Annotated in this window: 23 protein-coding genes; 5 read left to right on the top strand and 18 right to left on the bottom strand. The window is 60.9% G+C overall.

Features of this window, described 5'->3' with window-relative positions; genetic code table 11:
- Positions 1–152 precede the first annotated feature (152 nt).
- The 5 genes from AWB77_RS32995 to AWB77_RS33015 all read left to right on the top strand — a co-directional run bounded on the left by AWB77_RS32995 (position 153) and on the right by AWB77_RS33015 (position 2578).
- Complete coding sequence (locus AWB77_RS32995) at positions 153–737, top strand: hypothetical protein (protein ID WP_061138654.1); 585 nt, start codon at positions 153–155, stop codon at positions 735–737.
- Positions 730–942, top strand: coding sequence for a hypothetical protein (locus AWB77_RS33000; RefSeq protein WP_061138655.1), 213 nt, complete (start codon positions 730–732; stop codon positions 940–942). The genes AWB77_RS32995 and AWB77_RS33000 overlap by 8 nt, the downstream gene beginning before the upstream one ends.
- Positions 943–1002: 60 nt before the next feature.
- Positions 1003–1281, top strand: coding sequence for an Acb2/Tad1 domain-containing protein (locus AWB77_RS33005; protein ID WP_061138656.1), 279 nt, complete (start codon positions 1003–1005; stop codon positions 1279–1281).
- Positions 1282–1312: 31 nt separating this feature from the next.
- A complete protein-coding gene (ssb, locus tag AWB77_RS33010; protein ID WP_061138657.1) occupies positions 1313–1774 on the top strand; it encodes a single-stranded DNA-binding protein in 462 nt (153 codons plus the stop codon).
- 132 nt (positions 1775–1906) lie between these two features.
- Positions 1907–2578 (top strand): SprT family zinc-dependent metalloprotease, encoded by a 672-nt coding sequence (locus AWB77_RS33015; RefSeq protein ID WP_061138658.1) that lies wholly within the window; start codon positions 1907–1909, stop codon positions 2576–2578.
- Positions 2579–2908: 330 nt separating this feature from the next.
- Here the strand turns inward: AWB77_RS33015 and AWB77_RS33020 are convergent, their stop codons facing one another.
- The 18 genes from AWB77_RS33020 to AWB77_RS33110 form a co-directional block, all read right to left on the bottom strand.
- Positions 2909–3967, bottom strand: coding sequence for a contractile injection system protein, VgrG/Pvc8 family (locus tag AWB77_RS33020; RefSeq protein ID WP_244158735.1), 1059 nt, complete (start codon positions 3965–3967; stop codon positions 2909–2911).
- Positions 3958–4179, bottom strand: coding sequence for a tail protein X (locus tag AWB77_RS33025; protein WP_061138659.1), 222 nt, complete (start codon positions 4177–4179; stop codon positions 3958–3960). Before AWB77_RS33025 ends, AWB77_RS33020 begins: the two co-directional genes overlap by 10 nt.
- Positions 4176–5123 carry a phage tail protein gene (locus AWB77_RS33030; protein WP_061138660.1) on the bottom strand — a complete coding sequence of 316 codons (948 nt, stop codon included), beginning with the start codon at positions 5121–5123 and terminating at the stop codon, positions 4176–4178. The genes AWB77_RS33025 and AWB77_RS33030 overlap by 4 nt, the downstream gene beginning before the upstream one ends.
- 2 nt (positions 5124–5125) lie before the next feature.
- Positions 5126–7144 carry a phage tail tape measure protein gene (locus AWB77_RS33035; RefSeq protein ID WP_061138661.1) on the bottom strand — a complete coding sequence of 673 codons (2019 nt, stop codon included), beginning with the start codon at positions 7142–7144 and terminating at the stop codon, positions 5126–5128.
- A 130-nt stretch (positions 7145–7274) separates the two neighbouring features.
- On the bottom strand, positions 7275–7577 hold the full coding sequence (locus AWB77_RS33040; RefSeq protein WP_061138662.1) for a phage tail assembly protein: 303 nt from the start codon (positions 7575–7577) through the stop codon (positions 7275–7277).
- Between the two features lie 69 nt (positions 7578–7646).
- Positions 7647–8153, bottom strand: coding sequence for a phage major tail tube protein (locus tag AWB77_RS33045; protein ID WP_061138663.1), 507 nt, complete (start codon positions 8151–8153; stop codon positions 7647–7649).
- 3 nt (positions 8154–8156) lie between these two features.
- The gene (locus AWB77_RS33050; protein WP_061138664.1) at positions 8157–9608 is read right to left on the bottom strand and encodes a phage tail sheath subtilisin-like domain-containing protein; all 1452 of its coding nucleotides are present in this window, start codon (positions 9606–9608) and stop codon (positions 8157–8159) included.
- Positions 9609–9963: 355 nt separating this feature from the next.
- A complete protein-coding gene (locus tag AWB77_RS33060) occupies positions 9964–10536 on the bottom strand; it encodes a DUF4376 domain-containing protein (protein WP_244158736.1) in 573 nt (190 codons plus the stop codon).
- A gap of 4 nt (positions 10537–10540) precedes the next feature.
- Positions 10541–11845, bottom strand: a complete 1305-nt coding sequence (locus AWB77_RS33065; protein ID WP_061138666.1) for a gp53-like domain-containing protein — start codon at positions 11843–11845, stop codon at positions 10541–10543.
- Positions 11846–12421 carry a phage tail protein I gene (locus AWB77_RS33070; protein ID WP_061138667.1) on the bottom strand — a complete coding sequence of 192 codons (576 nt, stop codon included), beginning with the start codon at positions 12419–12421 and terminating at the stop codon, positions 11846–11848.
- On the bottom strand, positions 12422–13324 hold the full coding sequence (locus AWB77_RS33075; protein WP_061138668.1) for a baseplate assembly protein: 903 nt from the start codon (positions 13322–13324) through the stop codon (positions 12422–12424).
- On the bottom strand, positions 13324–13662 hold the full coding sequence (locus tag AWB77_RS33080) for a GPW/gp25 family protein (protein WP_061138669.1): 339 nt from the start codon (positions 13660–13662) through the stop codon (positions 13324–13326). The genes AWB77_RS33075 and AWB77_RS33080 overlap by 1 nt, the downstream gene beginning before the upstream one ends.
- 44 nt (positions 13663–13706) lie before the next feature.
- A complete protein-coding gene (locus tag AWB77_RS33085) occupies positions 13707–14384 on the bottom strand; it encodes a phage baseplate assembly protein V (protein ID WP_061138670.1) in 678 nt (225 codons plus the stop codon).
- A gap of 5 nt (positions 14385–14389) precedes the next feature.
- Positions 14390–14938, bottom strand: a complete 549-nt coding sequence (locus AWB77_RS33090) for a hypothetical protein (RefSeq protein ID WP_061138671.1) — start codon at positions 14936–14938, stop codon at positions 14390–14392.
- A complete protein-coding gene (locus tag AWB77_RS33095) occupies positions 14920–15486 on the bottom strand; it encodes a hypothetical protein (protein WP_061138672.1) in 567 nt (188 codons plus the stop codon). Before AWB77_RS33095 ends, AWB77_RS33090 begins: the two co-directional genes overlap by 19 nt.
- A complete protein-coding gene (locus tag AWB77_RS33100) occupies positions 15467–15799 on the bottom strand; it encodes a head-tail joining protein (protein ID WP_061138673.1) in 333 nt (110 codons plus the stop codon). Before AWB77_RS33100 ends, AWB77_RS33095 begins: the two co-directional genes overlap by 20 nt.
- Positions 15799–15984: a hypothetical protein gene (locus tag AWB77_RS33105; RefSeq protein ID WP_157694967.1), complete on the bottom strand. Its 186-nt coding sequence runs from the start codon at positions 15982–15984 to the stop codon at positions 15799–15801. Before AWB77_RS33105 ends, AWB77_RS33100 begins: the two co-directional genes overlap by 1 nt.
- Before the next feature lie 83 nt (positions 15985–16067).
- A complete protein-coding gene (locus AWB77_RS33110; RefSeq protein ID WP_061138675.1) occupies positions 16068–17987 on the bottom strand; it encodes a phage major capsid protein in 1920 nt (639 codons plus the stop codon).
- Positions 17988–17993: the final 6 nt, after the last annotated feature.

A 17993-nucleotide genomic window follows, 5' to 3' on the forward strand; every position in this document is an offset into this window, starting at 1 on the left:
CTGGCGCTCCCCGCGAAAATCCGCAAGGCCATCAATGCGGACGGCAAATGTCCCGAAAGTCTGAAGAATAGCGCGGCTGAATTCGATCGGCAGCGCACGGCAGCGCAAGCTGGTGGGAAGGAACTGGCAGATTTGAATGCACAGGTGGGCGCATGAAGTTCGAACAAGGTGATCGCGTAGTCGCGAAAGTTAGCCCCGTTGCAGGCCGCCAAGGCACGGTCCTGAACGTCAAAGGATCGTCCATCGTAGTGATGCTGGACGGCAACGAATCCGAAATGTCGCGCACGTGGCATTTGCACGAATCGGACATTGATCTGGTGGTGATGGTGGAAGCCGTGAAGCTGCCCGACGAATTCGATGCGACGGCCACCGCCCTGGGCATCACGCGCGAAGCGGTCCAGCAGGATATGGCGAAGGTTTTTGACATTCGGGACGATGCCGTGATTCTGGACGCGCCTGGCTATCAAAGCCTGGCCCGAGTGCTGGCGCGCGCGTTCGCGCAGGCCGCGCACGGAAAGGGAAAGGAACGCCACGCGCAGGATGGCGAACCGTTCGATTCGCAGGTTATGCAGGAAGGCGCAAAGCGGTTCGGCGTCGGCGCCCTGCTGTTTCAGGCGTTCAAGAAATCCGAAGAATCGCAGCGCCTTCAGCATGATGCTGCGATCCGCGAATTGCTTGGTTCCATCGTGTACCTGGCTGGCGCAGTCATCGCAATGGAACGCGCTCACCATGCCTGATTTGCTCGACGCGGCGCAGGACAGAATCGAAATCGATCTGGCCCAGGCCATGCAGGTTCAAAGGGAACGCGCCAAGGCATCGGCGCTGGTTGTACCTTCGGGTTTTTGTCATAACCCGAAGTGCGGGGAAGAGTTTGCGGGCGACAATGAAAGACTGTTTTGTGGTCCTAATTGTGCTCGCGAATTCGACAGATTTAAGCGATAATTTAGGCTTACCGCCAGATGGCCTTCTGGCGGTTTTTACACCGGGAAAACAGGCATAAAAATGGATAATCAGCACAAACAAATCAGCGGGTATCGCGAACTTGACCAGGCCGATATCGACTTGATTAACCGAATCAAGGCGCACGGGGAAGAAACGAAAAAGCTGGTGGATGAAGTTCAGCGCCGCACAGCGAAGCAGTACACCGCAGCGAAGGGCGACGAAGAATTGCAGGCGGTCGCCATCGAAGCGATGGGCTGGGAAGAGGAAGGCATTCGATTCCTGCGCCTGGGCTTCATGCAATTGACGCGCGCTGTAGCGCAGCCGTCCACGTTCGCCTAACCGCAGCACGCCCCACAGAATCGAAAACTACATGGCATCCCTTAATAAAGTCGAATTGATCGGCCACCTTGGCGCCGATCCTGAAAGCCGATATCTGCCCAGCGGCGATGCAGTAACGTCGCTTCGCATCGCGACTTCAGAAAGCTGGAAGGACAAAGAAAGCGGCGAACGGAAGGAACGCACGGAATGGCATCGCGTTAGTGCGTTCGGCAAGCTGGCCGAAATCATGAATGAATATCTGCGCAAGGGCGCGCAGGTGTACATCGAAGGCAGCCTGCAAACCCGCAAGTGGACGGACCAGCAAGGCGTGGAACGGTACAGCACCGAAATTCGCGCGGACAAAATGCTGATGCTTGGCGGTCGCCGTGAAGGCGGCAGCCAGGAAGGTGGCGAGCGAAGCGCGCGCCCCGCATCCAGCGGCCAGCAGCGCCCGCCCGCATCGAAGCCCAGCGGCGGCGGGTTCGATGAAATGGACGATGATATCCCGTTTTGAGCGGTTACCCAGCCCGGCAGAAGCCCGCCCAGCGCGGGCTTTTTTGCGCCCACTTGTGTTTCCAAAAGCAAACACATATACTGTGCTCACTGCGTTTAAACGCTATCACAAACAAAAGAAAGGGGCTTTCACATGCAGACCATGAACCGGGAAACCTGGCTTAACGCGATGGCCGCAAAAATGCTGCCGCGCTTCGAAGAATTGGGCATGAAGGTGCCGCCCTTCCGCGTCGCGGTGGGTTTCACGTCTTCGGGCAAGTCGATGCAGGTAAGCGGCGAATGCTGGCACAGCAGCACCAGCGCAGATAACCGTTTCGAAATCCTGATTTCGCCCATCCGTGGCAGCGAAGAATCCGACCGTATCGCGGCCACGCTCGCACACGAATTGATCCACGCGGCGGTGGGGTTCGAGTGCGGCCACAAGGGCGATTTCCTGAAAATGGCGCTGGCCATCGGCCTGGAACGCCCCGTTACGCACAGCATGCCCAGCCCCGTGTTTTCCGCCTGGGTCGCGCCGTTCATCTCTGAACTTGGCCCGATCCCGCATGCGAAGCTGTCGTGGCCCACGGCGGGCGGCAGTGGCGACGGCGGCGAAGAAGGCGGCGAAGGTTCTGGCCTGGATGCCGGGAAGGCCAGTTCTAACCAGAAGAAAAAGCAGAAAACGCGGCTGATTAAAGCCTGCTGCGCCGAATGTGGCTACACCGTGCGCGTTACCGCGCGCTGGCTCGAAGTCGGCCCGCCCCACTGCCCCGACCACGGCGCGATGGAAACCGATGCGGCGGATGAACCGGAAGAAACAGAGTAAGCCACCAGCAGGCCGCGCCAGCGGCCTGCTTTGTCCTTCTGGATAGTCTGGCGCCAGCGACAGCCCGCCAGCGGCGCCACGGGCGCGTGGCGCGGTCGCGCGATGGTGTTTCGTTCTTCTGGATAGCGCAGACGTGAAAAAACCCGCACGCGGCGGGTTTTTCGTCGGAGACTTGAACGGCAGTTTCTGCGCGCTCCGCAGCCACAGCGGTTTCCACTGTATCGGCTGATTGGCTACACCGGGGGATGCGCCAGCAAGCTGCTACACCGGGAAGGATTCACAGCAAGAAAGTAAATTTTACCTGCGGAAATTGGGCTGCGCAAGTGCTTATTATTCTGCGTTGTCCGAAACGGTCCCGTTCATCACGTCTTCCACTTCGCCATCACTGTTCGGCAGTTCACAATCGATAACGCATCGATAGCCAGCCTTCGAAAGCGAGTGGCGAACGCGCTTCACCAGCCAGGTGCCATTCACGTCCTTTCGGAATCCGGACAGTTCCAGCAGACATTCCGCCGTGATGCGCGGATCGCCTGGCGTGTTGATGGACAGGCTGAACGCTCCGCGCGCCCGCCGCGCCAGTTCGGCCTTGGCGGCGGCCAGCGCCATTTCCTGCGTGGGAAAATACTGCTTCAAGCGCTTAACTGGTTCGCCAGTGCCAGCCGTTACTTCGTGGCGCCTTGCCGCTCGCTTGGCGTGGTAATACGCCACCACCGTACCAGCCGATTCGCGCGTTGATCGTCGCATGCTGAACGCCCCGCACATATCCGCCGTGATGGAGATTGTGGGCAGCGCTGCGCCGCTCGCGGTCGTGGCCGCGCCCCGCTTCGTGAAAATCAGCTTGCCGCCCGCAGGCTTCGCTATGGCGTCGTATTTCTTCGCCACTCGCAGCAGCAAATTCATATCCGATTCTTCGGACTGGTCAATATGCGGCAGATTCACGCTGGCCAGGTCGCCGGAAACCAGCGCATCCATGCCGTGTTCGCTGGCCATCTTTTGGACCATCGCGCCAATGGTGGTTCCCACCTTCCAGGCGCGCGTCTTATGGCTCTGAAAATCCACTTTGCCTTTCGGCGTTTGATCCCACGGCGCAGCGTTCGCGCCAATAACAAGCTGCTGCGGCCAGCCTTGAATGCTCACATCGTCACAGACGAAAATGCCTTTCGCTTGCAGGGCGCCCGCGTATCCCAGCGATAGCGCCAGTTCGGCGCCCGTGGGCGGCAGCGCGATGGGCTTTTGCGGGTCGCTGTCCGCCAGGACGATTTCCAGCTTGTCGGCGTTCTCGCCCGATTCGTCCACCAGGTCCAGCGAAACGAACCGTTCCGCGATGATGGCCGTAATGTCCGAATCGTTCGCGGTCACGGTATAAGCGGGAAGCACATTCACGTCCACAGCGTTACCTCCTGCGTGGTCGCTTTCTTCGTGTCGGCGTCGATGGTCGGCAGCACCACGGAAACGCCAGCCGACAGAACCGGCCCCAGGTCAGCCAGGCCGAAATTAGCGGCCAGCAGGGCATTCACGATTGCGGTGGTGGCCGCGCCGTATTGCTTCCAGGCGATATAGTCCAGCGTGTCGCCATCGCGGGTAATGTAAGTCAGGCTCATGAAGTCAGCTTTTTAAGCAGCGAGTTTGCGGCGCTTTCCGTGCTCGCCAGCAGAGAAGAAACGCCCGTGGTTGCCGTCGATGCCGCGTCAAGCGCGCTGGTGGCGCTCGCCGGAATCCCGCTCGCCATCAGCTTGATGTTATCCACCACGCGCGTGGCCGATGCCGCGTGAGAACCCAGCGCACCAACTTTATCCATCAGCGTTTTCGTGCCGCTCAATGCGCCCGCCACCGTGCCGATGGATTTAACTTGTGCGGCCACGTCTGCGGCGGTCGCGCGTAGGTCATTCACCACATCGATGGATCGGTTCAGCGCGCCCACTGCGCTGGCCGCTTCGGCCATCACCGGCGCCACGGCAGCCGTTACCTGCGCCGCCGCGCTTTTCAGGCTGCCCAGCGCCGTGGCCGCCGTCGATTGAACGGACTTCACCATGCCGGAAAAACCAGACAGCGCGCTGGCGGTCGATGATGTGGCGCCGGTCACCGCGCCCGCCGCGCTCGATGCGTTATCCAGGATATCGCTGGCATCGCTGGCGGTTTCGCCATCATCGAATTTCTTCAGTGACAGCGAGAACTCCACTTTGCGCGGCGTGCCGCTGGTGTCGTGCGCCGCCTGCTTTTCGTCCAGCTTTTCGATAACCCAGCGGCCCTGCACAAAGCCCATGCTATCGACAAGCTGGTAAGGGCTGCCCTGGTCGGCCATTTGCCGCAGCGCGTCCAGGCTTTCGATATCGCCCTTCCAGTTCGGATACAGCACGCCAGGCAAAACCAGCGTGTCGTTTTCCGGTCCCGTGAATTGCAGCGCGTCCATTTGGCCGAAGCGTTCTTGCGCTGGCCACTTCCAGCCCGTGGTGCGCTGCCATTCCTGAAACACAATGGTGTTTAGCGAAAACTGGAAGTCATCCAGCACCATCAAAACGGGGCTGTTACCGCTATCGTTCGCCATGCTTAGAATCCGCTGTCGTAAAGGCCAGAACCCAGGCGCGGCTGCGGAACGCCTAGCATCCTGCTAACTTCCAGCGCCGCGTCCTTACCGGACTGGCCAGGCTGCTGGTGGAAATTGATGTTGTATTGGCGGTTATCCTGCGTTGTGCCGCCTGCCGTCTTCGCTGCGGGCGCGGGCATTTCGTCCTTATCCCAGCCCATCAGGTTCCTGAAACGCGCCTTAAGGAACTGGCCAGCGGGCATGTGGAACGATGCGGCCAGCCAGTCGCCCTTCGCCATATCTTTTTTGCCCTGGTCTTCGTCCACATCGGGCAGGCCCGCAGCCTTCGCGGCTTCCAGCGCAATGCCAGCAAGACCGGCAGCCAGGCCCAGCTTGCCGACGAAGCCCAGCACGCCCTTAGCCGCACCGCCAGCCGCGCCGCTTACGCCATTGGCCGCACCTTCCAGTTCCTTAAGGGATGCGACGGTGCGCGCCAGTTTGATGCCCGCCATCAGCGTAAGCGCCCCGCCCGCTGCCGTCAGCACGGGCGCCGCCGCAATGGCGCCCACCGTAAGCCCGCCGATGCCGATAACAACAGCCTTCATGAATCGCGGGTTTTCGTCCGCGAAGTGATTCACGGACTCGAGCGCCGATGCTACGCGCTCCATTGCGCTGGCAAGTGCAGGCGTCAGCACGCGCCCCACACGTTCCTGGGCATCGTCCAGGCGTGCATGCGCGTTATCGATTTTGCCCGCCGTGGACTTCTGGTTAGCCTGGTCGGATTCTTCATAGCCTGCGGCTTGCAGGACGTTTCGACGGTCCTTCCAAATGTTCGAACTGAAAAGCACGCGATTAACCAGCATGCTGGCGGCGTTAGTATTCGACGCGATGGCATTAACGAAAGCCAACACCTGCGCCGGGTCGCTTGTATCCACGCCACGCTTTTTCGCCAGCGGAATCAAATGCCGGTCAACCCAGGTTTGTGGGTCTTTTAGGAACGTCTGCGCATCGATCAGCGCGTCAGGCGAAACGGTTTTCACCTTGCCGGTTTTGTCGAACTTCACGCCCGACCGATTCAACAGACCAAGCTGCATCATGTGATCGAAGGCGCCATGCGTCTGGTGGCCGCCGATCCATGAATTAACCAGCGTGCTGCCTGACGTGCCGTAACGGTCGGCGCCCATCATCTGCTGAAGGAACGTATCGCCATAGAATGCTTCGTCGCTCATGGCCTGCGCTGCGGCCTTACCTGTTCGCGATGCGGTCAGCAGGTCGCTAACTGTCACCTTGCCATTGGAACCGGTCAGCGCCTTAAAGCCCCAATTGTATTTTTCACGCATGGCCGCAGGGTCGGCAGCGCCGCCGCGTTCTTCCGCCACCTTCGCCATTTGGTAGGCCGAATCACCGGAAGCCAGGTCCGTGTGGTGCAAGCGGTCGTATAGCTTCAGCCCTGAAATGGCCTTTAGCGCGGTCGGCAGCGCTTCGATGGCGTGGTGGGCATCGCCAAGCGCCGTGCGCAGTTCGCTAACGGTATCCGTGGCCTTCGTGACAGAAACGCCAAACTGTTTGGAACGCTCCGCAGCGCCGATCATTTCATCAGCATCATGCTTAGAAACGCCCGAATTGCGGATAACAGCCACCACGTTTTCGCGCTCGATGGCGGCATGGATGCCCTTCGACAGCGCCCCGCCCATCGCCAGGCCAGTGGCGCCAGCAGCCACGCCCGCACCAGCGAGTTTGCCGCCCACGGAACGCATTTTTTCATAGCGTTCCTGCGAGCGGTTTAACTTGTCCTGCGCCGCGCGCAGGCGGTCGATGGTGGTAACGGTCTGCGCGTATTTGGAACGCAGGCTGTCCACGTCTTTGCCTGCGTCGCGCAGGGTAGAAATGGACTTTCCCAGCAGGCGCTGGCGGGCTGCTACTTCGCGAATTTCCTTTCCGATTTCGCGAAGGGCGGTCGTGGTCGAACCGAAAGCGCCTTTCAGGCCGCTGGTGATCGAACCGCCTATGATGATTGAAGCGTTCAGCCGCTTGTTAGACATTACCCTTGCAGTTCCTTTAGCCCGTCCAGCCACCACACGAACCGCGAAGACGGCATGGCCATGATTTCCGATTCACCCCAGCCGGTATGGCTGGCCAGGGTAAGCGCTCCGCGTCGGATGAATTCGGGCGCTAGGAAGGAAAACCCACGTAGGCCGCCACGATGCGGTTATAGTCGCGCACCGGCAGCGCCTTCAATTGGTCGGGCGTGATTTCGCAGAGATTCGCGAACAGGAAAATTTCGCGTTCCAGGTCCGTGCCCTTCTGTTCCTGCATCGCCACCTGGTCGCGCAGCAGCGGTTCCCGCATTTTCAGCGCCGTGACAGGTGCGCCGCCGACGTTCATAGGGCGCGACAGCGTGATGGATGCGTGGCCATCGTGATGCTGCACGAAGTCTTCCGGTTTCTGTTCCGTGTTTTTGCGGCTGCCAGCCATGATTCGAATTCCTTTGTATTTTTGAAAGCCACTTTCAGCCAGGACCGAAGCCCTGGCCGTTCGCGGTTCTTAGATGCCCAGCAGGTTGCGAATGTTCGCCAGCTTGTCCGTGCCGTTCTGCTTAAACACCATGTTAATGGTGTCGATTTCCAGCACCGTGGTGCCGCCGTGGACCAGCTTGTAATAGGTCAGCGCAAACGAAACCTTCAGTTTGGCGGCCTGGCCAGGCTGGACCGTGCCCTGGTCCAGTTCCTTAACCTTGCCGCGCATCGTATGCACCACGCCCGTTTCCGTGCCGTCCTGGTCTTCCAGGGCTTCGCGAAGGGAAATCGTGATTTCCGATCCTTCGGTCACGCCGAACGAACCCAACAGGTTTTTGTCATAGGCGCGGCTGGTCACGTCTGCTTCCAGCTTTTCCATGCCCATGATGATTTCCGCAGGCGCGAACATGCCGCCGCCCGTGAATTCGTCCATCTTTGCCGTGATTTTCGGCGGGTTGACTTCTTCGAACTTGCCCGCGTATCCGCGACCGTCCACGAAGGCATTGAAATACTTGCGAATGTCTTGGATGGCCACGGCTTAGTTTCCCGAAGTCGAAAAGATGCTGGTGATGTAGCCGTTCGTCATATGGCCACGGAACGTTACGCGCTCGGACGGATAGGTGGGCGTGAAATCGAAATCGAAATACACGTGGCCATCCGCGATTTGGTCGGGCGTGTTCAGCGATGCGTCCACCCAGCAGTTACCGCCCAGGATTGCGCCGCGCGCCGTCAGGTTGCGCAGGAACGCATTCACGCCTTCCACCACATCATTGATGTAGTTTTTCGTGATGCCACGGTCCACCGCCCACAGATGCGCCGCCATCAGCGAATCCGCGATAATGTCGCGAGTGCGGACCACGCACAGGAACTGCCATTTTTGATCGCTGGCCAGCGTGCGATTGCCCCACAGGCGGAAACCGTCCTGGCGAATGATCGTCGCAACGTTCGCGGCGTTCAGCAGGTTTGCGCGACAGGTGGTGTCACCCATGCGGAAATCGATGGCGCGGCCCGTGCCCGTGATGCCGTTAATGGCCAGGTTCGAAGGCGACCACCAGAAGCCCCGCGCGTTGTCCGATTGCGCCAGCAGGCCAGCGGCCACCGGGCTGGAATAGGCGATAACGTTGTTGCCGCTGTCGTCCGTCTTCGTTACGGTCGGGTCAACCAGGTAAATGCGCTCGCTGCCGAAGTCGCCCGCATAGGCGATGGCGTCCGCATCGGTCGTGCTCGGACCGTCCGCGATGATGACGGCGCGCAGCATCGTTGCCGGTCCGATCATTTCGGCCACCACAGCATTGGCGACGATGCCCACCGTGGCGGTAAGCGTCGCGGCGGTGGTCGGCGTGCCTGCGCCAGCGGGAAGCGCTGCCGTGGGCGCGGCGGTATAGCCGCTGCCGCCCTTGGTAACTTGAACGCTCGCCACCTTGCCGCCGCTCACGGTCGCCGTGGCCGCCGCGCCCGTGCCGCCACCGCCACCCGAGAACGTCACCGGATAGCTGCCGTCCGTGTAGCCTGCGCCCTGGTTGCCCACGGTCAGCGTGGAAACGCCATTGGCGATGCGTTGATGCGTGAAGCCAGGCGCCAGCAGAATGCGCGGCTTCGAACCGGTCAAATGCTCGGCGGCCAGAAACGCCTGGATGCCAAGGTAATTGCCGTTTGCGTCCGTGCCGCCGATAACCAGCGCACGCTGCGCCGCTGCGTCCTGGGCCACGTCCACGCGCACCACGATAATAACGGCGCTGGACTGGTCCAGAATCGTATCGATGGCGTCAGGCAACGTTCCGTTGTCCACGGAAGTGGTCAGGGCCACCAGCTTGGCAGCATCCACGCGCGAACCCGCGATAAGTACGGGCGTGTTCAGCGGGAATGCCGCCGGATCGGCATTCGGCGCCGTGCCGATGATGCCGATAACAGAACTCGACGCGATGCTGATAGTGCGCGAACCGTCGTCAATGTCCTGGTACTCGACGCCATGCAAAAAGTCTGTGCTCATTATTGGCTAAAGCCTCCGGGATATTGCCGTAATCATCCGTTTGCGCGGCCCTTGGTTCCACGTGTGGGTTTCAACAAAAAAGGCCACCCGAAGGTGGCCAAACTGGCGCTGCTGAAAGTGGCTTTCAGTCTGGAATGATGGCGCGGGCGCCTTCGTCTGGTTCCAGTGATCTTTGGCAGTGGTCGCGCTGAATCAGGTTCAGCGCGCGGCATAGGATGCAACCCCATCGGCGGCCTTTTGCCTGGGCCTTGGCTGCCCTGCTCGAAATGGTTTCGTCAGGGTCGCCAAGGGTTAGCGCGTTGCCTAGTTGGTCGATGGCGATAAGGACGTTCCAGAACCATCTAGACAGCATCGGTTAGGCCCAGGCGATGGCGTCTACTTCATCCACCGTGGCGGCAGCCATAACAGCGGCAGCCAGGGACTGATTGCGGGCCATCGCGGACAGAATGGCGGCCTTCCCTTCCTTGCCAACCTGCTGGATTTGCGCAGCCGTGTGCATGCGGAATGCCCAGGCGCCCGATGCATCCGCGCACCAGAACGGCGTGGCCCATTCTGCGTTTGATGCGTTCAGCAGCGAATCGATAACGCTCGAAGCCAGGTTCTGCTGGTCCGTGTCCTTCGCCGGGTAGCTGTAGGACGCGCCCAGCGCCTTGGACGTGAAGCCCGCATAGATGGCGGCCTTGCAGGCGGCGGACAGTTCTGCCACCTTGGCGCTTTGCGCGGCGGCCAGAAGTTCTGCGGCGGTGGGCGCGGCGGGCGGCGTCAACACGCCATTAACCACCGTGTAACGCTGCGACTCGATGGCGGCCTGCCATTCGGCTTCCGAAATATCGATAGTGTCCACGCCTTCCGGCGCAGGGCTGTCGATGGTGTCGTAGAACGCGAAAATCGCGCCGCTGCTGTCGTATGCTGCTTGTTTTTGGCGCATGATATCAATACCCGATTGCGATATACCACATTTGAACGGCGCCACCAGTGGCGGCCAGTGTCGGCGCCGATCCTCCGGCCGCAAGAAACGCGTTCCAGGTGAAATTGGCCGCCGTCTTCCCGTTGACAACGGCATACGCCTGCTGATTGCCAGCCGCCTGGTAACCACTCCCCGCGACGTTCAGGCACGCTGTTGGGAAGGCGATGGGAAATGCTGTGGTGGTGGTCGCGCCAGCAGCGCAGGCAGCCTGCGCCCACTGGATAATCAGCCCCGATGGCAGCTTTTGATAACCAGAATTGGATAGCGATACAGTCGGGCCAGCGTTGAACGCCACCCAATTGCCGCCATCGGAAATCAGGTCAAGCACCACGAACCCGCCCAGCGCCATTGAGGAACGCGCCACGCCTGCGCAGTAGATGCTGCCCGAAGGCGTCGCCAAAGTGGCGGCCACGCCCGAAGCAGCGCCGTACAGGGTGTAACGAAGGTTTTTCGTTGTCGGCGCGGGAAGCGTCACCGTGTATGTGCCCGCCGCAAGTTCGAAGAACATTCCGGACTGCGCGAGCGCCAGCGTTATGCTGCCCGTGATGCTTTGGCACGCCTGAAAATTCCCCGCCAGGCGCTGCACAAATTCTGTGGTTGCCAGGCTCAAGCTGTTGTCGCCCAGCGCGGGCGTAACGCCCACTTGCGGGTGGACGTGATCCTCGCGCGAGAAACTCGCGGACGTACCAACAGCGCCCGCAGCCGTCATGCTCTGCGGCAGGTTTGACGAAGCCTGATTCAGCACAAACTTAGTGGTGGCGTAACGGTTCGTGTAGTCGCTGATTGCCGCCGTGATGCCGTTCCGGCTGCCGCCGCTGTTGCGAACCAGAACCCAGGCGCCAGCGCCGCTGTTCAGTGCTGCATCGAACTGCACTTCACATTCGCCATTCACCACGATTTCGCCGCCCAGCAGCGGCGCATGGTCCATGCCGTAAATCGCTTGTGCTGCGATTGTCGCGCTGTTCGGCGTGAAGGTGGCAGGGCCAGTATTTGCCGCCGTGCCCTTGAAGCGCAACACCATGCCGTCCACCACCGTGGTGATGGCGGGCGTGTAAATCGCAGTGATGGCGTTAGCCGTGCCGCCCGCGACCGAATAGCCTTTATTCACGCCCAGAATTTCCTGGATGCGCTGATAAAGGTATTTCGTGCGGTTCGCCAGGTTCAGCAGCGGCTTATTCGTGATCCCGCCCAGGCCAGCCAGAACAGGGTCTGTCTGCTCAAGCTGATAAACGCCAGCATCGTACTGGTCTGCTTCTGGTTGATTTGCCATTTAGGAAACAATCCCGTAATTAAATGCGCCGTTGTAAGTCAGCGTTCCGTCATAGGTCGCCGCCACCTTGCTGAATTCCAGGGACGCGAGAACGCAGCGCGCGGGCGCCGTGTTGCGCAGAATTCGCTGCACCTGGGCGGCCTGCGCGTTCGAAATTGGATGGCCCAAAATGACGCGGTAATATGCCCAGCTTGTCGTGCTGGGCTGGCCGTATGTGGTCGTTCCATCGTGCTGAATCGCGCCGTTATAGGTGTTTCGCGATGTGCCTTCGATGATTTGCGCGTCCGGATAGCCAGCCGAAGACAGCGCCAATTTGATGGAATAGATAGTGCCTTTCAGACGATGCAGCGGGATGCTTGCTGCAATCACCGCCCGCTTAGTCGATTCGGACCATTTCGAATCCCACTCATTAACGGCGCGCGCCCATGCCAGCCAGGGAAGCAGATTCAGCGCAAGCGTGTTTTCGTTGTTCAGCGTGCGCAGCGGGACTGGCACATCGCTGATTCGCGCCATAGCGCCTTCCAGCGCGACTTCCTGCGCTGTGGCGTTCGGCGGCAGAAGGGTGATATCAGCCACTTACGAAACCACCTGCGTGGCAAGCAAAATGCCCGTGCAGTACGATGCCTGCGTGTCGCCCGCCACCATATCCGCCTGGATGCCTGGCGCGTTCAGAGTCACGTTTTGAACGCCAGTCACGAACAGCGCCGCATAGACGCCTGCCAGGGTCGGCGCCTGGCCGCACTTGTGGACGGAATTCGCGTAGTCCTGCGCATTCGCCTGCGCGATGGCCAGCACCGCGTCTTTGTCCACGCTCGCGTAGATTTCAAGCGTGGCGTTGATGCTGTAGTTCAGAATGGCGGCAGACTGGACCAGTACCGTATCGCACAGCGGGCGAACCTTTTCATCGTTCAGCGCAGCCGTTACCGTGTCGATCAGCGGCTGCGCAGCCGTGCCATCGCCATCGCGCGACAGCACAGAAACCATCACCGTGCCAGGCTGCGGAACGGTCACGCTTACGTCCAGCACCATGCCGTCAGCGGACAGCGCGAAAAACGTATAGGCGCCGATGCTGCCCGCGTTCGTGTAGCCTTCTGGCGACATTTGAATACGGGCGCGATAGTCGTCGTCCGACTCCATCACGGCAGCCGTGGGCGGAACGGTCGTATCGTCGGCGGGCGTCAGCGTCAGGCGCTGCATATCCATGCCCGCGCCGATTTGGTCCAAGTCAGTGTCCTGGGCGAACGCCAGCAGCAGCGCCTTAGCCGCTTCATTCACGCGCTGGCGCAGCATGTATTCACGATACGCAGCGACTTCCAGCGCCTTATAAACCGGGTCGGATTCCACCAGCGCGGTATATGTCGAATCTCGTGCGATCAGGTCCACCAGCATGTCAGCCAGGATGGTTTCGTAATCCAGCGATTCGATGATTTCCGGCGCCGCCAGGGTGGATAGGTCCACCGTTACATAAGCATTCGCCATTAGGAAACCCGTATGCCGTCGATGGTCACGCGCTGGCCATCAGGCAGGTAAATGCCCGTAAGATCGAAGACGATTTGGCCAGGCGCGGCGCTCGAAACGGAAATTTTTGTGGTCTTGAAGCGCGGTTCCCACTTCGCAAGTGCCCTGGCGGTCGCGGCATAGATGCGCGACAGCGTGGACAGGTTCATGGGCGCGTCAATCAGCTTGGGCAAGTCGCTGCCGTAGTCGCGGCGCATCACACGGCTGCCTATCGGCGTCGTGAGAATGTCAGCGATGGATTGCCGCAGGTGGTCGATTCCTGAAAGTGGCTTTCCAGTGGTGGCACTTGTCCCGTTCATGCCAGGGATTCTGGCGTTTGCCAGCCCCCGGTTCCACGTGTGGGTTATGCCTGGGCTGCGCTTGTCGGCGGTCCGTCGTGCTCGTTATGGTGGTGGGATTTCGTGCCGATGCCGTCCACAACCACATCTCCGCCCGTGACATTCACCCCGCCCACGATGGCGTTATTCCCGCCGCTTCCGCCCGCGTTGCCAGCCACACCAGACAGCCACGACAGCAGCTTTTTGATGGTGGCCGTTCCGTCGAATGTGGCCGCGTCGCCCACATGCTCAAGCTGCGAGACATTCAGCGTTAGCTTTCCGTCCGTCAGCACCATAGAGGAACCGCCCACCTGCACCGTGAAGCTGCCGCCGCTGGGAATCGACAACAGATAGGCATGCGCGCTGCGGTCGTACTGCTCCACCGCGCCGTCCTTATAGGTCGTGCGCCGCACGTTCGGATTCGTGGACGGCGCCGCATACAAATCCTGATAGAGCGAAAACAGGATGATGGCCTGCGCCGGGTCGCCGTATGGCGCGAAAATCACCACCTGTTCCCCAGGTTCCGGCGCCCACCAAGACGCATCCGGCCCAGCGCGCTGGACAGCCCATTGCATCGGATCGGACTGAACCCCGCCGATTTCAACAATGGCCGTATCGGTTCCAGCCACCACCTGCACCACCGTGCCGATGCGCAGAAGCTGGGAAATCTGGCGCTGCAATTCGCCTATGTCTTGTGCGCTCATAGCGTTTAAACGGGCCGGTATTTTTGTTTGTTCTCGATGCCGATATCCGGCGCGAAGCTGAAGCGCACGCATGGCACGGGCAGGACTTCATCCGCATAAATGTTCGTGCCGATTTGAATAACCTGCGTCCACTCGATGCGCCAAACCACGTAACGATCCTGGCCCGCGAAATCGTCGCGCCAGGCGCCGATAGGGTGGGCGGGTTCCGTGCGGACGCCATCGGCGGTAAAGCGTTTCGCTCGCAGCCAGGCGGCGATAGCAGCGGCCATCGTTCGCGCGTAGGTCTTCGCCCTGGCGGCCCTGTACGGCAGCACCAGGCGCGCTTCCAGGCGGCAGCGGATGGGAAGCTGGCCCGTTCCCCTGTCTTCGTGTTCTTCCGCCGTTTCGAACTCGGTGAAATCCAGCAGCAGGGCGGGCAAGTCTTCCGCTTCCAGTTCGTCGCGGTCGTCTTCCTCGCGGTCGAATTCCACCAGCTTGAAGTCAGGGAAGGCGGCCTGAAGCTGCGCGCAGATGGCGCCCTGGTAGCCCGCTATGGTTACTTCGATTGGCGCCATTTCAATTCCCGTTCAAACACCATGTAAAACCGCTGTTCGAAGGCAAACCCGCCCAGCAGGTGGTCTTCGATATATTTCTGCGCTTCGTCGCCCAGGTCCGCGGTTACCTTTTTGATTTTCAGGCGCGACTTTCCGACGCGCTGGAATACCTGCTTGTTCGAAGCGGCTGCGCCGCCATTCCCCGCGCGCCCGTTCGCGATGAACGCGCCCTGGTAAAACCGCTCGCCAAACGCATGAACCCCGCCCGCCATCGCCCTTTCTTCCCAGGCGCCCAGGTGAATAACGCCCATCGGGTCCAGGCCATACCAGACGGTCACGGACTTACCGCGCGCGTTCCGGCGCAGACGGAAAGTCTTCAGACGGCGCTTTACTTCCTTCGGCGGAAGTTTCAGATGCTTGGCAAGTTCGCGCACAGACTTGGCGCGAAGCCAGGTCGCCATTTTCGATAGCGTGGACGCCAGCGCCTTGTCGATTTCCTTCTGCGTGGCGGCCAGATCGTGCGCAACTTGCTCTAGGCTGCCGCGCTCGTCAATTTCCAGGAATGGCAAGATGCGGCTCCAGTTCGATGGCGGCTAAACCGTGGCCGTCTTGGTGCGGCGATTTATGGGCGTCGTATTCCTTGCCTTCGATCAGGAACAAATCGCCACGGCGCACGCGGGAAACGTCCGCGTATTTGCAGGTGAAAACAGGGCGCGTCGTGTCCTGCTGGAACGTGCCCAATGCGGCAGCCAGGCCAGGTTCATCCAGCAGCCCGACAGCCGTTAGCACCGTGCCATCCTTCAGCGTGATGGTGGCCACGCTGCCGAAATCGTCAGGGTCCAGGAACGTGTCTAATTCGTCCCAGGCGGGCTTCGTCGGCATCAGGCGGCCTTCGCTTTACTGGCTGCCTTCGCGCCCTTGTCCTGCGGCGTGCGCGCCTTCTTCCGCGCCTTCAGGTCCGCCGCGTCGCGGGTCGGAACTTCGATCAGGTCGCCCGCCAGGACCATTTCGCCGTCCACCATGAACGGGCTGATAACTTCGAGAATTTCACCGCGTTCGAAAGCCACTTTCAGAACTCCCATGTTTGAGTGTGAAACAGGCCGCTTTCGCGGCCCGTTCTTACTTCACTGCTTCGCTGTTCCGCCGTCGATTAGGACGTGTGGCGGCCCACGCAAAACGACTCAACGCGGCGGGCTGCGAAATCGCAATCCTGGAACACTACGATGCGCGTTCCGCCCGACTTCGACAGGCTGGACGTGTCCACCGTCAGGTCAAGCCCGCCCCACAGCGCGATAATCAAATCCGCGAAGTTGCCGAAAAACACGTCGTCACCAGCAAGCTGGTTCGTAACGCGCGTCTGGTAGCCGTTCATGGTGTTGTCGTCGGCCCACAGCGTTGCGCCGGTCGGCGTTGCCGGGAATTTCTGCGTGGTCTTCGCTGCGCCCTTCGTGGTCGCGTTGACCACATAGGCCATGTTCGAAACCGCCGCGTTTTTCGCTGCGATGGCCGTTTCCATCGCCACGATTTCCGCATAGGTCGGATTCGCCGCCGCGAACGCAACAGCATTCACGCCGTTGTAGTTCGAAAGCCCCTTCGGCTGGTGCGCCGAACCGCTGCCGTAGTAGCCCGCGTAGTCGATGGCCAGACCCAGGGCTTCGGCCAAGTCGGCGCGCACCAGGGCTTCCACGTCCAGGCTGGACTGCATCATCAGTTTGCGCGTGATATCGGAATACGCGGCCACCGTCTTGGGCGACAGGGCGATTTGGCCCAGGTCGATTTCGCCTTCGGTCGCGTCGTCGCCTTCGCCCAGCCAGTAGCCTTGCGAACGCGCCGTTTTCTTCGGGATATCGACGTTGCCGACCAGGCCGCCAAGCGTGCGGCCAAGCTGCATGATGGTCGTGCTGTTGCGCAGCATGTCCACGAACGCGGACGCCATCAGTTCCGTGGCGATCGATGCGCCGCCCGTGCTGCCTGCGCCGGTTTGGCCGTTCGTGCCCGCGTTGAACGAACGCTGGCCGAACACGTTGCGCGACAGGACTTCAGCCGGGACCATGATGCCCTGGGCTTCCTTGCCTGCCTTGTCGGCTGCTGCGCGGCCCGCTTCGATTTCGAATGCGGCGGCGTTCTGCGCTTTCTTGTCGGTCGGATTCGCGAGTGCGCGAACCACGTTCATGAAGCGATAGCCTGCGATTTCCTTGTCCGTCAGGCCCACGGCGGCGTCCGCCGTTTGCTCGGACAGCGGGCGCGATTGGCGCTGCTCGACGTGCTGAAGCAGGGCGCGCTGGAACTCGCCAGCGGTCTTGCCGTCTTTCACGAACTCGCGCGCCAGGTCGGCTGCGCCGTACTGGTCGCCCATTTCGATGATGTCCCGAACGCGGGCGCGTTCGGCATCGCCACCTGCGCGGCGCTCTGCGTTGGCGTCGATGGTCGGCGCTTCCTGCGTTTTGTCGGTCATGCTTCGGTTTTCCTGTGTGGAAACGGGGATGTTTTGATGCACGTTGGAATTTTCGGGCGCAGCGCGTTCCGGTTCCACGTGTGGGTTTTCCAGTGCGCGGCCCACGCCCACGGACGTATCCGCAGGAATGCTCACGAACGAAATTTCGCAGGGCAGCCAGGACGTGATCGTATAAACCAGGTCGCCGTTTTCGCGTTCTTCCGTAAGCTGCATCGCGTTGATGGCATAGCCCACGGAAATGTGTTTGCGGATGCCGTCGATAACGTCCTGGAACACTTCGCTGGCACGCACGCTGCGGCCAAAACGAACCTTCGCGCGCCCGCGTTTGTCGGCGTCGATGCTGGCCGTTTCCACCACGCCCACCTGGTCGCGCGGGTTGTGGTCCATCAGCAGGGCGCCGCCATCGTTCATGCGCGACAGGTCCACCGCATCGGGTTCGTGCGACAGCACTTCGATGCCCCACCAGCGCGCCACTTCGGCTTCCGAACTGAACGCCAGTTCCACCGTGCGGGCTTCGGCGTCGATGGCGCCCACCTCGGCCTGGCGCCAGGTGATGCCCTTGTCACGGGCCTGAATGTCCCGCAGCGAAACGGGTTGTTTGTTTGTCGTCGGCATAATCGT

Origin of the sequence: Caballeronia fortuita, from assembly GCF_001544835.2 — a bacterium.
Taxonomy (GTDB): domain Bacteria; phylum Pseudomonadota; class Gammaproteobacteria; order Burkholderiales; family Burkholderiaceae; genus Caballeronia; species Caballeronia fortuita.